Annotated in this window: 10 protein-coding genes; 5 read left to right on the top strand and 5 right to left on the bottom strand. The window is 33.5% G+C overall.

What is annotated here, in order from left to right:
* The 3 genes from V7P59_RS12240 to V7P59_RS12230 all read left to right on the top strand — a co-directional run.
* Positions 1-1,349 (top strand): T9SS type A sorting domain-containing protein (locus V7P59_RS12240; protein ID WP_333810439.1); only part of this gene is annotated, 1,349 nt, incomplete at its 5' end.
* Between the two features lie 295 nt (positions 1,350-1,644).
* Entirely contained in the window at positions 1,645-7,677 is a 6,033-nt protein-coding gene (locus tag V7P59_RS12235) for an Ig-like domain-containing protein (protein ID WP_333810438.1), read from the top strand.
* 72 nt (positions 7,678-7,749) lie between these two features.
* Positions 7,750-8,241 carry a GNAT family N-acetyltransferase gene (locus V7P59_RS12230; RefSeq protein ID WP_333810437.1) on the top strand — a complete coding sequence of 164 codons (492 nt, stop codon included), beginning with the start codon at positions 7,750-7,752 and terminating at the stop codon, positions 8,239-8,241.
* On the opposite strand, the gene rluF is transcribed toward V7P59_RS12230, so the two are convergent.
* The 3 genes from rluF to V7P59_RS12215 form a co-directional block, all read right to left on the bottom strand.
* Entirely contained in the window at positions 8,238-9,026 is a 789-nt protein-coding gene (rluF, locus tag V7P59_RS12225) for a 23S rRNA pseudouridine(2604) synthase RluF (protein ID WP_333810436.1), read from the bottom strand. The two genes, V7P59_RS12230 and rluF, sit on opposite strands and share 4 nt — an antisense overlap.
* A gap of 226 nt (positions 9,027-9,252) precedes the next feature.
* Positions 9,253-10,032, bottom strand: coding sequence for a zinc ribbon domain-containing protein (locus V7P59_RS12220; RefSeq protein ID WP_333810435.1), 780 nt, complete (start codon positions 10,030-10,032; stop codon positions 9,253-9,255).
* Positions 10,033-10,034: 2 nt separating this feature from the next.
* Positions 10,035-11,129, bottom strand: coding sequence for a Nif3-like dinuclear metal center hexameric protein (locus V7P59_RS12215; RefSeq protein WP_333810434.1), 1,095 nt, complete (start codon positions 11,127-11,129; stop codon positions 10,035-10,037).
* Between the two features lie 111 nt (positions 11,130-11,240).
* Between V7P59_RS12215 and lpxK the strand changes: the two genes are divergently transcribed.
* Together lpxK and V7P59_RS12205 are read left to right on the top strand one after the other, a co-directional pair.
* The gene (lpxK, locus tag V7P59_RS12210; RefSeq protein ID WP_333810433.1) at positions 11,241-12,254 is read left to right on the top strand and encodes a tetraacyldisaccharide 4'-kinase; all 1,014 of its coding nucleotides are present in this window, start codon (positions 11,241-11,243) and stop codon (positions 12,252-12,254) included.
* The gene (locus V7P59_RS12205; protein ID WP_333810432.1) at positions 12,226-13,038 is read left to right on the top strand and encodes a purine-nucleoside phosphorylase; all 813 of its coding nucleotides are present in this window, start codon (positions 12,226-12,228) and stop codon (positions 13,036-13,038) included. Before lpxK ends, V7P59_RS12205 begins: the two co-directional genes overlap by 29 nt.
* Here the strand turns inward: V7P59_RS12205 and V7P59_RS12200 are convergent.
* Both V7P59_RS12200 and gap read right to left on the bottom strand, forming a co-directional pair.
* Positions 13,013-15,193 carry a tetratricopeptide repeat-containing hybrid sensor histidine kinase/response regulator gene (locus tag V7P59_RS12200; RefSeq protein ID WP_333810431.1) on the bottom strand — a complete coding sequence of 727 codons (2,181 nt, stop codon included), beginning with the start codon at positions 15,191-15,193 and terminating at the stop codon, positions 13,013-13,015. The genes V7P59_RS12205 and V7P59_RS12200 overlap by 26 nt on opposite strands.
* Before the next feature lie 89 nt (positions 15,194-15,282).
* Positions 15,283-16,281, bottom strand: a complete 999-nt coding sequence (gene gap / locus V7P59_RS12195) for a type I glyceraldehyde-3-phosphate dehydrogenase (protein WP_333810430.1) — start codon at positions 16,279-16,281, stop codon at positions 15,283-15,285.
* Between the last annotated feature and the right edge of the window lie 17 nt (positions 16,282-16,298).

The following is a 16,298-nucleotide window of genomic DNA, read 5'->3' as shown; positions in this document are numbered from 1 at the left end:
CGATTTCAGGTACACCATCAGCTGCAGGTACATTCAACTATAGTATTCCATTAACCGGAGGTTGTGGAACAGTAAGTGCTACAGGTACTATTACTGTAACTGCTACTAATACAGCTGGAGCTGCTTCATCTTCTCCTTCAGTTTGTATTAATACAGCTATAACGGATATTACTCATACGACAACAGGAGCAACAGGAATTGGTACTGCAACAGGTTTACCAGCAGGTGTGACAGCTACATGGGCATCAAATACGATAACTATTTCAGGTACACCATCAGTTGCAGGTACATTCAACTACAGTATTCCATTAACAGGAGGTTGTGGAACAGTAAGTGCTACAGGTACTATTACTGTAACTGCTACTAATACAGCTGGAGCTGCTTCATCTTCTCCTTCAGTTTGTATTAATACAGCTATAACGGATATTACTCATACAACAACAGGAGCAACAGGAATTGGTGCTGCAACAGGTTTACCAGCAGGTGTGACAGCTACTTGGGCATCAAATACGATAACGATTTCAGGTACACCATCAGCTGCAGGTACATTCAACTACAGTATTCCATTGACAGGAGGTTGTGGAACAGTAAGTGCTACAGGTACTATTACTGTAACTGCTACTAATACAGCTGGAGCTGCTTCATCTTCTCCTTCAGTTTGTATTAATACAGCTATAACGGATATTACTCATACAACAACAGGAGCAACAGGAATTGGAACTGCAACAGGTTTACCAGCAGGTGTGACAGCTTCTTGGGCATCAAATACAATAACGATTTCAGGTACACCATCAGCTGCAGGTACATTCAACTATAGTATTCCATTAACAGGAGGTTGTGGAACAGTGAGTGCAACAGGTACTATCACGGTTAATGCTTTACCAAATGCTACAATTACACGTACGGGAGATACATTAACAGCTACTGAATCAGGAGCAACTTATCAATGGTACACTTGTAGTGCAGGTCCAGTTTATACAATAATATCTGGTGCAACTTCTCAATCATATGTAGTAACAGCTATTGGAAGTTATGCAGTAGAGGTGACTAAAAATGGTTGTACCACTATGAGTACATGTTTTGATGTTACTACATTATCAAATAATTCATTTAACTTAACTCAATTAACTTATTATCCAAACCCTGTGATTAGTAATTTCACAGTAACATATACAAGAGCGATTACATCAATCCAAGTATATGATATCAATGGAAGATTAGTTAAAAACATGAAAACAAATAACAATGAAGTTAATGTTGATATGTCAGATGTAGCTGCTTCAGTTTATATTGTAAAAGTATTTGCTGATGACACAATGGGTGAATTTAAAATAATTAAGAAAGAGTAGTAAAATAATTAAATCTATTTAATACCCCAAAAAATATTTTTTTGGGGTATTTTTTTTTACAACATAGTAGTATTGTTACTTAATTAGATTATAGTAAATTACAATCGATTATGATTTAATTTTAAGATTGGTTTTTAATGAATTTTATGAGATATAATAGCGGGTATAAAAATGCATTTAATCGTTAAAAAATGCATTTCGTCGTTATTTTATTAAAAGCCTTTTTTTTTTACGGAAATTGTAAGGCTTTTGTAAATTAACCAATTTATAAAACCAAATTAACTAATTAAATAATATGAAAAAAAATTACGATTCAGTTGACATGTTCCTATTAACATGTACAACAAGTTTTAAAAAACAAGAAAAGAAATCGTACAATGTAACAAAGCGAAATAGGCTTATGTTATGGTCTGTATTTTTGATGTTTTTTTCTTTTGTTTTTGTTCAAGGTCAAACTACTTTAATTTCTCCTACAGGCGATGGTGGTTTTGAGAATGGAGCAACTTTTGCTGCTAATGGTTGGTCTGTTTCCAATAGTGTAAACAATCCTTGGATTGTTGGACCATTATCTAATGGTTTGATAACTGGTAACGCAGCTTTTGTTTCTAATGATGGAACTACTCCATCCTATAACATTGCTAATGCTAGTTCAAATTATTTTTGGAGGGATGTTACAGTACCTGCGGGCCAAGGTGTAATTCAGTTATCTTTTAATTGGATTGCTAATGGAGAATCGACATGGGATTTATGGCAAGTGTTTGTTGCTCCAACAAGTGTAACCCCTGTAGGAGGAACAACTTACCCAGGATCAGGAGCAGTCAATGTTCCTGCTGCTATAACTGGTTCAACATGGGTGGCAAATGGAAACTTACAAACAACTGTTCAAACCACAACAGTATTGTTGCCAGCTTCACTTGCAGGAACAACTTTTAGATTAATTTTTCATTGGAAAAGTGATACAAGTGGGGGTGTAACTCCACCAGCTCAGATAGATAATATATCTTTAACTTCAAGAGCTGCTGGAACTTTTATTTCTGTTGCGAATGGAAATTGGGGTAATCCTTCCACTTGGGATGCTAATGCGGTGCCTACAGGTGCTGATAATGCAATTGTAGATGCACATACAGTTACAATTAATGCAGTAGGGCAGGCTATTAACAATTTAACTATCAGAGGAACTTTAGATTTTGGAGCAACTCCTACTACCTTTAATGTAAACGGTAATTTAACACTTGAAGCAGGTTCTGAATTTCTTGTATCTAATGCGGGTACAACAGGTAAAGCTTTAGTTGTTACAGGAAATATAGTAAATAACGGAAATATTGATCTTTCTATAGGAGCTACTACGGAAGGCTCTTTAACATTGAATGGAAGTGCTGTTCAGTCAATTACAGGAAGTGGAATATTTGTAAACGATGTTATAAGAAATTTAATATTCAGCAATACTGCAACCGCTACTCCTAACGTAATTTGGGGCTTTAATAATGTTAAAGTTGCAAATAACCTTAATATTACTGGTGCAAGAATAAATTTGAGCGGTAATAAGATTTATTTTGGAAACAATGCCGCAGGAGGAACTTTTACAGCACCTGTAGGAACTGGTTTTATTAATGGTTCTTTTTCAAGATGGTGGACTACGGCGGCTACAGGAACTGCAATAACTGCAGGTACAGATCCTACAGGAACGACAAGTAGATATCCATTTATTACTTCAAATGGTTCTTCAAGAGCTTTATATATTACACGTTCAAGTGCTACAACTACAGGAAATACTGCTGGTTATTTAACAGCCGTATTTAATGATGTGGCAGGATTTACTACTGGTTTGAGTATCGCTGATGGCACTTATACAGTAACAGATAGAACAAATGGAAATTGGCAAATTTCTGCAGAATCTGGATATGTTTATACTTCAGGAACCCATACACTAGTAGGTTTTTATTCAAATGGTATGTTTGTAACATCAAATACTGCTGCTAGATTAATGAATCCAAATTCAGTTGTTGGGACTTTTCAAAACGGTACCACAACTCCAGCGCCACAAAGAACAGGAATTACAACAGCACAATTGCTAGCTGAGCCATTCCATATTGGTGTGAATTCAGTTGATGTTCCTTTTGTATCTGTTGCTTCAGGTGATTGGAATGTAGGTACTACATGGAACAAAGGAACGGTTCCTACTTGCGCTGATTTAGTTACAGTTGCGAATGGTCATACAGTAAGCTCAACTATTTCTGGAAATGTGGCTAGAAATGTAACAATTGCAACAGGAGGTACTTTAGTAGTATCAGCTGGAGATTTAACAGTAGGTTGTACTTTAAATAATAATACTTTAACTAATAATGGTACTTTAACTGTATCAGGAGGATTGTTAGCTGTTAATGGTAATATGGTACACAATGCAGCTTCGATTTTTAATCAAAGTGGTGGAGATATTTTGGTTGACGGTAATGATGGTGGTAATGCTGCAAATTCAGTAGCATCAGGAGTTGCAATTGTTCAGTTAAATTCACAATTCATCAACTGGACTGGTGGAGCATTAACCATTTTAGACCCGCATGCAAATGCTACGGCGTCAAACACTTTAGCATATAATAATAGTACAGCACATGTAAATGTACCAAGTACACATACTCTTAAATTGGGTGATGGTGTTTCTACAGATGCAGGTGGTAATGCTACTAATGGTTTTAGATTAAATACTTGGGTTGGGTCTAATAGAATTTTATTAGGTAATCTTGAAGTTAATACTTTAGGAGGTACTAATCGTATAGTGACAACAAGTTGGACATTAGGTTTTAGCGGAAATGTACTTATTCAACCTAGTTCTGAAGTTTTATTTGGAACTTCTTATGTTGCCGGTAATATCACTAATAATGGAATTTTTACATCTACTACTGAATTTGGTTTAGCTAATTATGCAAACGGAACTGTTGCTGCAACAACCAATGCACAAACTATCGGAGGTACGGGTGTATATAGAAATTTATCTGCTTCTCCTACCGCTAATTTAACATCGTTAACGATTAATAATACTAATGCTACTGGGGTTACATTGAATGTGCCATTATCAGTAAGTGGAACATTAACAATGACTTCGGGTATTATTAATACTACAAATACAAATTTATTAACTTTAGGAACTACAGCTGCTGCCGGGACTTTGGCTGGTACACCAAGTGCTACTAACATGGTTAGAGGTCCTTTTGCAAGAACAATTGCAAACGCAAATGCTAATACTAATTTTATCTTATTCCCAGTTGGTAAAACAACTTATGCTCCTATTTGGGCAGCTCCAGCAACTACTTCAGTAGCGGTAATGAGAGCTGAGACTTTTGATACTAACACAGGTACTCAAAGTGCTGCTATTACAAGTATGGCAACAAATAGAAGATGGGAATTGCCATTGATTTCTGGTACAATTAGCAGTATCAACGTAAGATTAGGTGATGCTGGAATTTTAACAACAAGTATTCCAGTTCAAGCTCCTACTGCTAGTGGCCAATATACAAGTACTTTTGGATCTGTAGCTACTGCTGTTGCTGGAGTTTCAACACAATCAACAACTCCTGTTTTATCAGCTAATTATACAGGTTTCTTAAGTTATGCAAATTCAAATGCTTGTAGTGGTACTCCTACACCTGGAAATACTATTGCATCATCAAATTCAATTTGTTTAGGAACTTCTGTTACTTTAAGTTTACAAAATTTAACAACAGGATCAGGTGTTACTTACCAGTGGTTTTCTTCACCTGATGGTGTAACATATTCACCAATAGCAACTGCAACGAATCCAACTTATACATTAACACCTACAGCTGCAACATATTTTAGATGTGAAGTAACTTGTGCGACGGGTCCTTCAACAGCTTCTTCAACTCCAGTTTATGTTGTTTTTGCAAATGATGTATCGGCAACAGTACCTGGTGTTAGATGTGGAACTGGAACGGTTAATTTAAGTGCAACACCAAGTGCAGGTGCAACTATAAACTGGTATGCGAATGCAACGGGGGGGGCTTCATTAGCATCTGGTTCTTCATTTACAACACCTTCAATTGCTGCAACAACTACTTACTATGCTGCTGCAACAACTACAGCTGCAGGTAGTTTAGTTTTAGGAGCAGGAGCGACAAATTCATCATCAACTGGTGATAGTTTTCTACCAGGATTCTGGGGAGGTGCTAAAACACAATACATAATTAGAGCATCAGAATTAATTCAAGCTGGTCTAACTGCGGGACCTATTACTAATTTGGGATTTGAACCAACAAATTCAGGGCAAACTTATCAAGGATTCTACGTTCAAATTGGACATACTACTGCAACTACTGCTCCAACAACTACATTTATTCCTAATACTGGTTTAAGTTTTGTTTATTCAGGAACAGAAGCAAACGATGGGTTTACTCCAGTTGGGGGTATAGTAAACAATTTAACATTTGGAACAGGTGCAGGAACTACAAGTAGTTTTGTTTGGGATGGAACGTCTAATATAGTTATATCAATTTCTTGGTCAAGAGTTCCTGCTGCTACTACTGCAACTGCTACAACCATGAAAGTTGATAATGTAGGGTTTGTTTCATCGAATTACAGACAAAGAGATAATTTAACTCCTACTGATATGCTTGCAGAAACATCTGTTTCAAGTACTACCTCTAATAGACCTAGATTTACAATTAACGGACAATTAATTTGTTCATCAGGAAGAGTTCCTGTTACTGCAACAGTTTCAACTCCTCCTACTTTAACTTTAAGTGGTACAACTACAACGACTTGTGCTGGGGATTCGACTAATGCAGTTACTTTAACTGCTGGAGGATCTGATTATAATACATTTGTTTGGAGTCCTTCAACAGGAGTAAGTGGAAATGAGATTACGGGTTGGACATTTAACCCTACTGTTACTACAACTTATACTTTAACAGCTAGCCAAACTTCAGGAGCTCTTTGTGCTTCAACGGCAACTTATACAGTTAATGTAAATGCAATTCCAAGCGCAATTAGTTTTAGCCCAGTTAGTCCAATTTCGGCTTGTGAAAATACAGCTACTGCTATTACTGCATCTGGTGGTAATTTCAATTCAAATGCTTTTGTTGAAACAATGAATGTATTACCTGCTAATTTTACAGTTGTAAATACTGCAGGGACGGGTTCAGCAACTTTAAATACTACTTATTACAGCGAAGGTACTGGATCAGTTTTATTTACTACTGCCTCTACTAGTGCAAATGTAAGTTATCAATTAAATTCTAACGTTGATTTAACTGGATCTGCTTCAGCTTCAATTGTATTCTCTCATATTGCAGCTATGGAAAGCCCAACAACTTCATATGATTATGGTATAATTGAATATTCTACAGACGGAGGTTCTACTTGGAATTTAATTCCGGTTGCAAATTATTCAGGTTCAGCTAATGCTGCTGTATTTAATACGAATATTCGTTTTTCAACTAGAAGTTATGCAGATTGGATTGCTACTTTTACTGGAACTACTTCAACTCCAGGATCTGGACCAGCGACCTCTCTATGGAAGACAGAAACTATCAATATACCAACTGCGGCTTTAACTAGTAATCAATTTAGAATTAGATTTAGATATACAACTGATAGTTCGACTAATTATTATGGATGGTTAATTGATAATGTAAGAATTATCAAATCTGCAAATAATATTACTTGGTCTCCAGTTACTAATTTGTATACTAATGCTGCTGGAACTATTCCATATGTTGCGGGTTCTAATGCATCAACGGTTTATGTGAAATCTTCAACAGCAGGTAGCCAAACTTACACTGCGACTTCAACGAATCCATTAACAAGTTGTTTTAATAGCAATACTGTAAATGTTACCGTAAATGCTTTACCAAATGCTACTATTACAAGAGTAGATGATACATTAACTGCTGCTGAAACAGGAGCTACTTACCAATGGTATACTTGTACTGCTGGTCCAGTTTATACAATTATTCCTGGGGCAACATCACAATCGTATACAGCAACTGCAACTGGAAGTTATGCGGTTGATGTAACGCTAAATGGTTGTACTTCAAGAAGTACTTGTTTTGATGTTACAACTTTAGGAAGTTCTTCATTTGATATGAATGCTTTATCGGTATACCCAAATCCTGTAATTAATACATTATCGATTAAATATAATGAAGAAATTACTTCAGTTAGTGTTTATGACTTAAGTGGAAGATTGGTTAAACAAGTTATGCCAAATCAAACAGAAGCTCAAGTTGATATGTCTGAATTAGCTGCTGCAATGTATATTGTAAAAGTTAATGCAGGTGGAAACCAAACAGAAATTAAAGTTATTAAAAAATAATATTTAGTTTTTTTAAGTTAAAAAAAGGGTCAATCTTTATAGGTTGACCCTTTTTGTTTTTATTTTAGCAGTATGAAACTAGTACTTTGTAAAATAGATCAACTTTCAGTTGTTATCGATTTAACCAATAAGATTTGGCCAGTTGCGTATGGAGAAATTTTATCCAAAGCACAATTAGATTATATGATTAAAAAATTTTATAACGAAACCGCTTTGCTCGAATTAATGCAAAAAGGTCACGTTTTTTATTTGGCAAAAGATGATGAGGGCAAGTACGTAGGATTTGTTTCTTATGAAATTAATTGCGAACCTAACAAAACCAAAATTCACAAAATTTACGTGTTACCTGAAACTCAAGGAACAGGTTTAGGAAGACATTTTTTTGAATTGGTAAAAGAAAAAGCAATCGAAAATAACCAAAAAGCCATTTTCTTAAACGTAAACAAATACAACAACGCCATACATTTTTATACCAAACTAGGCTTTACAAAAGTTAAAGACGAAGTAATTGATATTGGAAATGGTTATGTAATGGATGATTATGTAATGGAACTTTGTTTTTAACGATTCCTCTCCCCATAATTCCTCTTTCCAGTAAACTTACCTTTATTACTTGGTAAACTTGCTTCCTCTGTTTTGCTTGAGGGAGCAATTAATTGGTTTAATTCGGTAATTTCTTTATCAGTTAGATGACGGTATTTTCCTTCTGGTACGTCTAATGAGATGTTGATAATTCGTGTACGTTTTAAAGCTGTTACTTCGTAATCTAAGTATTCACACATTCTACGAATTTGTCTATTCAAACCTTGTGTTAAAATAATTCGGAAAACGTATTTACTAATTTGTTCAACTTTACATTTTTTGGTTACTGTTTCCAAAATTGGAATACCGTTTGCCATTCGATCAATAAATCTATCCGTAATAGGTCTATTTACAGTTACGATGTATTCTTTTTCGTGGTTGTTTCTTGCTCTAAGAATTTTGTTTACAATATCGCCATCACTCGTCATGAAAATCAAACCTTCACTGGCTTTATCTAATCGGCCAATAGGAAAAATACGCTCAGGATAATTGATGTAATCTACTATATTATCTTTAATTTTTTGGTTAGTAGTACATTCAATTCCTGCTGGTTTATTGAAAGCTAAGTAGATGTGTTTTTGTTTCTTTTCTTCTACTAAAACACCATTCACGCGAACTTCATCACCAGGCGCTACTTTAGTACCCATTTCTGGAACTTTTCCATTAATTGTTACTCTTCCTTGCTCAATCAAACGATCGGCCTCTCTACGAGAACAAAAGCCTGTTTCGGATAAATATTTGTTGATGCGTACTGTGTTTTCTTCCATGTTGCAAAGATAGAATATTTTAGTGATTTTTTTGTTGCACAAAGTTTCTCAAAGTTTTCAAAGAGTAACACAAAGTTTCTTTATAATTTTTAAAAAAGTTAAACGCTCTGTGTGTTTCTTTTAAATAATCAATCCCGAAGCTTCGGGACAAAAAAACTCTGTGTAATAAAAATAAAAAAAGCCCTTTTTAAAAAAAGGACTTTCATTTATTTTGAAAAGGATTTAATTAGATGCTAGCAAATAATTTTTCCATTTTTTCTCTTTCTTCGTCAGCTAAAACGCCATCTACTAAGATTCTTCCACTGTGCTCATCTGTAATGATTTTTTTACGAGCTGCAATTTCCATTTGCGTTTGTGGTGGAATTGTAAAGAATGAACCAGCAGAAGCACCACGCTCAATAGAAACAACAGCTAAACCGTTTCTAACACTATTTCTAATTCTGTCGTAAGCTGCTAATAAACGCTCTTCAATTTGACCTCTTAATTCTTCTGATTTACCTAATAAGAAGTTTTCTTCTTTTTCAGTTTCAGCCATAATGTCGCTTAATTCTGCTTTCTTATGTTTTAAGTGCGTTTGTTTGCCTTCTAACTTTTCTTTTGTTTGAGCTACAGCTTCTTTTTTGTGTTCAATAGAAGCTTTCATTTCTTTAATGTGTTTTTCAGCCAATTGAATTTCTAATTCCTGAAACTCCACTTCTTTTGTTAAAGAGTTGAATTCTCTGTTGTTGCGAACATTTTTTTGTTGTTCTAAATATTTTTTAATGGCAGCTTTGTGCTCATCGATAGCATTTTTCTTTCCTTTGATTTGCTCGTCAATTGTTTCTAAATCGCTTTTTAATTTTTCTAAACGAGTAGAAAGTCCTGCTACTTCATCCTCTAAATCTTCTACTTCAAGAGGTAATTCTCCTCTTACATTTCTTATTTCGTCTATTTTAGAATCAACTAGTTGTAAAGCATAAAGGGCTCTTAACTTATCTTCTACACTTAGCTCTTTGATTGTTGCCATATTTAAAAGTACTTAACTGGATTTGTATTTTCTTCTGATAAAATGATTGCAAAATTAGTGATTTTTTCTTTAAGAAAATCAACAATATAATTTTTTGTAAATCTTTCGCTTTCAAAATGTCCAATATCTGCTAAAAGTAATTGATTTTCAGCTTCATAGAATTGATGATATTTTAAGTCGGCAGTAAGATAAGCGTCTGCTCCTGAGGTAATTGCATTTTTTATTGCAAAACTTCCACTTCCGCCTAAAACAGCTACTTTTTTTATTAGTTTTCCTGTAAAAGCCGAATGTCTGATACCTCCACATTGTAATTTATCTTTTACCAACTTCAAAAATTCGGTTTCAGAAAGTGGATGTTCAAATTCACCCACGCGTCCTAAACCAATATTTTGATGCTGGTTTTCCAATTGATAAATTTCGTACGCCACTTCTTCATATACATGATTTTTGAATAAAGCCTTCAATATTTTCCCTTGTAAATGCTTTTCAAAAGTCATTTCAATTTTTATTTCTTCGTTTTCTACAAATTCAAATCTCTCGCCAATTTCTGGATTCGAATTTTCATTTCCCATGTAGGTTCCAATTCCTTTCGAATTAAAACTACAATCTTCATAATTACCAATTGTTCCAGCTCCAGCATCAAATAAAGCATTTCGCAATTTTTCAACATTTTCAGGAATTGTATAGGTTACTAATTTTTGTATGTAATTTTCTTTTGGAATTAAAACTTTCGAATTTTTCAATCCTAATGCATCACAGAAAATTTTATTCACACCTTTTTGATGGTTGTCCAAAGCGGTATGAACAGCATAAATTGCAATGTCATTTTTTATCGCTTTCAAAATGGCGCGTTCGACATAATTTTTACCTGTTATCTTCTTAATTCCCGAAAACAAAATAGGATGGAAACAAACGACTAGATTACAATTTTTCGAAATTGCCTCATCAATCACAGATTCAAGTGCATCATGACAAACTAAAACACCTGAAATTTCCTGATTCGGATTTCCAACTAAAAGCCCCACATTATCAAAATCTTCGGCATAACCTAGTGGCGCCATTTCTTCAAGAACCGAAAGTATATTGGAAAGTTTCATGATAAGTAATTTTTAAAAAATGTTTACACAAATTAACGAAATACTCGTTAGAAATGAAATGATAAAAGACATAAACTTTAATATAAAGATAATTTATTATACTTTCGTAATATGAATTTGTTGCGAAAAATACTTTTTCCATTAGCCTTTTTGTATTGGCTAATTACTTATATCCGAAATTGGCTTTACGATAACGGCATTTTTAAAAGCTACTCTTTTGATATTCCAATTATTGCTGTTGGGAATTTAAGCGTTGGAGGCACAGGAAAAACGCCTCAAATTGAATATTTAATCCGATTACTTTCGGAAAAGCATAAAGTGGCTGTTTTGAGTCGCGGTTACAAGCGAACGACTGAAGGGTTTATTTTGGCAGATGAAAACGCTAGTGCGAGTTCTATTGGTGACGAACCTTTTCAGTTTTTTTCGAAATTTCCAAACATTCAAGTAGCAGTTGATGCCAATAGAAAAAACGGAATTGAAAATTTATTGCAACTTCAAGAAAAACTGGATGTAATTTTATTAGACGACGCTTATCAGCACAGAAAAGTTAAAGCAGGGTTTTATATTTTACTTACCGCTTATGACGATTTGTTCTGCGATGATTATATTTTGCCTTTCGGGAATTTACGCGAACCGTCATCAGGTAAAAAAAGAGCAGATATGATAATTGTCACAAAATGTCCGAATGATTTGTCCGAAATTGCGCAGCAGAAAATCAAAGAAAAGTTGAAGGTAAAGCAACAAGTTTTCTTTACTACAATTCAATATGACGATTATGTTTTTGGAAATGATAGTCAATTGTTAGTTTCAGAAATTAAATCCGAAAGTAAAGTATTGGTTGCTGGAATTGCAAAGCCTAAATTGTTTTTCGATTTTCTAAAAAATGAAACGGATGATACTTTGGTTTTTCCAGATCATCACCATTTTTCAAAACAAGATTGTGAGCAAATATTAATAAATGCTAACGGAAGAAAAATAATTACAACAGAAAAAGATTTTGTTCGTTTAAACGGATTGTTGCCAAAAGAGCAATTGTTCTATTTACCAATAAAATCATTTTTCTTAAATACAAACATTGATAAAACGATAGAAGATTATGTGGGAAAAGGTTCAAGAAACAGTTAATTACATTAAAAATAAAACCAATTTCACACCAGAATATGGCGTGATTTTAGGCTCAGGATTAGGCGGATTTACAGAAGATATTGCTATCGAACATACATTACCTTATGCTGAAATTCCGAATTTTCCAATTTCTACTGTGCAAGGTCATAAGGGAGCTTTGGTTTTTGGAACGATTCAAGGGAAAAAAGTGGTAGCAATGCAAGGGCGTTTTCATTTCTATGAAGGGTACGATATGAAACAAGTTACGTTTCCAGTGCGTGTAATGAAATATTTAGGTGTTGAAAAATTAGTGGTTTCAAATGCTTCAGGTGGAGTTAATCCTGAATATGTTGTAGGAGATGTGGTAGTTATTACAGATCACATTAATTTGATGCCAGAGCATCCTTTACGTGGACATAACGATGAACGTTTTGGGCCTCGATTCGTAAACATGAGCGAGCCTTATTCAAAAGCAATGATTGAAAAAGCCTTTGAAATTTCTGAGGATTTAAATGTATATCTTAAGACAGGAATTTATTTAGGGTTGCAAGGACCCACATTTGAAACGCTTGCCGAATATAAAATGGTAAAAGCTTTGGGTGCAGATTGTGTAGGAATGTCAACTGTTCCAGAAGTTATTGTGGCACGACACATGAATATGGAGTGTTTTGGTGTTTCTGTAATTACCGATATGGGTGATGAAGATAATATTGAAGAGGTAAATCATGAAGAGGTTTTAGAAGCAGCAAAAAAAGCAGAACCTCATGTGAGAAATTTAATTAAGAATTTGATTGCTCAGTACTAGTTAAGTGCTTGGTTACTACATTATAAAAATGCTCTGGTTCAAAAGGTTTGGTTATAACTTCATTCATGCCAAAGGACAAAAGCATTTCTCTATTTTCATTCAAAGAAATTGCTGTTAACGCTACAATTGGAGTATAGCTATTGAATTTTCTAATTTCTCTTGTAGCTTCAGTTCCGTTGATGCCTGGAAGGTGGACATCCATAAGAATTAAATCGTAGTTGTTTAGTTTTGTGTCTTCAATAGCGTCTTCACCATTATCTATAATTTTACATGAAATACCTCTTTTTTCGAGCATTTTCTGTGTTATCATTTGATTGATTTTATTGTCTTCAACTAGTAAAACTTTTTTCTCAGTTAATAGACTAAGTTCTGGTTTTGTAATTTCTTCTTTTGTTTTAGTGGCAATTCCTTTTTCAAATTGTAATTCAAAACTAAAGGTACTTCCTTTGCCTGATTCACTAGAAAGATGAATTTCACTTCCCATTAATTCTAATATTTTTTTCACAATAGAGAGTCCTAAACCAGTTCCACCATATGTACGATTAATTTCTACCGAGCCTTGACTAAAGCTATCAAAAATTGCACTTTGTTTGTCTTTTGGAATTCCAATGCCGTTGTCTTTTATCTCAAAAAATAAAATTACATTATTGTCTGTTTCGTGTTTCTTTTTAATGGTACACCATACATCACCATTTTTACTAAACTTGATTGCGTTGTTTAATAGATTGATTAAAATTTGAGATAATTTAGTTGGGTCGCCTTTTAAATTGTAATCAATAGATTTATCAATATTTAAATGACACTTAATGTTGTTTTCATGAATAAATTCTTTGAAAGAAATGACAATGTTTTCAGTTAATTCGCAAAGATTGAAATTGATTTTTTCAATCACCACTTTATCTGATTCTAAACGGTTGATTTCTAAAATGTCATTAATGAAGTTTAAAAGATAATTACCTGAAAACTCTAATGATTTTAAATAGTTTAACTGACTTGCTTTAGGTTTTTCTTGTAGTAAAAGATAGGTAATTCCGTTAATAGCATTTAATGGTGTTCTTAACTCATGACTCACAGTTGATAAGAAATCTGCTCGTGCTTTCGATGCTCTTTCTGCTTTATCTTTTTCAATAGTTAATTCTCTGTTTTTTTCTTTTAGAAGTTTATTGGTGCTAATTCTAATTTTATTATTTTTATACAAAGACAAACTTAATAATGATAAAATTGAAATTAAGGCAATACTCAAAATACTAATTAATTTAGAGAAACGAAGCGTTTTTTGCTGACTTTTTTTCTCTTTATCTAATTGTTCAATGGTTTTAAGTTGTTTGTCAAACTGAATTTTATCTACCGTATTTTCTGCTACATAACTGTTATAATATTGTCCAATAGAATCCGTTAGAGCTATATATTTTTTTAAATATAGATTGGAATTTGATAAGTTTTTATTTCTTTCGTAAGTAACGCTTAGTAATTTGTATATGCGTTTAGTTAACTGAAAATCGTTGTTATTAGATTCGTTAGTTTGGTTTGCAAGATTTAAATAGTTTACTGCTTGATTGAAATTTTTTTTAATAATTTCAATTTCACCTAATTGAATGTAAGCTTCTGTTTTTGTGCTTAATAAGGCATCATCACTAATATTGTCTACAACACCTTTTAAAATTGTGCTAGCTTCATTATATTTTCCTTTTTCTTTTTTTATGATAGCTTCTTGTAGGTTAATTAATTCAATTGCTTCAAGAAAGTTAAGTTTTTTATAAACGGCAGCAGCTTTTTCAAAATAGATTTCGGCTAAAGGAACATTGTTTTTTTTAAGATAACATTTACCTAAACCATAATAAGAAAGCGCAATATTAGATTTTGGTTCGCTTTTGTTATAAATGCTGATTGCTCTGATGTAATAATCTATTGCTAAATCATTTTTTTCAAGTTCGTAAAAAATAGTAGCTAACTGTAAATAGCAATCTGCTAATTTATTGTCTAAATTATTTTTTTTAGCATACTCAATTGCCTTTTCTGTATATAGTATGGCTTTAGTGTATGATTTTTTAGCTTCTTTGTTAAAAAGACCAATCTCTAGGTAATAATCGGTACTGTCACTGATTTTTCCTGCATCTTTATAAACAGATTGTGCGTAACTATTTAAAGTTACCAAAAAAAATAATATGAAAAGTCGATTAATCAAGAAATGACTGAGTTAAATTTAACCCTGCAATTTAAGTTTTTTAGCGATAATAAAAAACTTTATTTTTTTGAAACGAATGTTATTAAATCAATTAATCGTGAAGAATAACCAATTTCATTGTCGTACCAACCTACAATTTTAACCATTTTGTCAATAACAGATGTTAATTGCGCATCAAATAAGCAAGAGTTTTGATTCCCAATAATATCTACAGAAACGATTGGGTCTTCCGTATAATCTAAAATGCCTTTAAAATTAGTTTCGGCAGCTTTTTTGAATGCTAAGTTGATTTCTTCAATAGAAACTTGTCGTTTTACATTGAAAGTAATATCCGTCAATGAACCATCTGGAACTGGAACGCGAATACCGCAACCGCCCATTTTTCCTTCTAATTCTGGGAATATTTTAGTCAATGCTTTGGCTGCACCAGTTGTTGTGGGAACAATAGATTGCGCTGCGCCACGAGCTCTTCTTAAATCTTTATGCGGTTGGTCGTGCAAACTTTGGTCGGTAGTGTAGGAGTGAACCGTGGTGATGTACGCTTGTTCAATTTCGCATAATTCCTGAATAATTTTAATCATCGGAGCTGCGTTATTTGTTGTACAACTTGCGTTAGAAATTATGGTTTCACTTCCGTCTAAAATATGTTCGTTTACACCTAAAACAACGGTTTTTATTTCATCCACTTCAGAAGGTGCTGAAAGAATAACCTTTTTCGCTCCAGCTAAAATATGTTGGTTAATCTCTTCAAACGTTTTGAATTTTCCCGTCGATTCAATAACAATATCAACGTTTACCGACTTCCAATCTAAATTTTTGATTTCTCTTTCGTGAAAAAATAAAAAAGATTTATCATCGATTATAATCAAATTCTCAGAAAAAGAAACGTTCTGATTCAAAACACCGTGAATGCTATCGTATTTTACCAAATGCGCCATTGTTTTGTTATCCGCAATGTCGTTGATGGCAACTACTTCAATAGTAGGATGATTCAAAAGTAATCGGAACAAATTTCGTCCAATTCTTCCAAAACCATTAATAGCAATTCTTGTTTTCATTCTTGAGTTTAAAAGTT

It is taken from the genome of Flavobacterium sp. (assembly GCF_036782315.1).
Taxonomy (GTDB): domain Bacteria; phylum Bacteroidota; class Bacteroidia; order Flavobacteriales; family Flavobacteriaceae; genus Flavobacterium.
The sequence above is the reverse complement of the archived record's forward strand: the minus strand, read 5'-3'. Positions and strand labels throughout refer to the sequence as shown.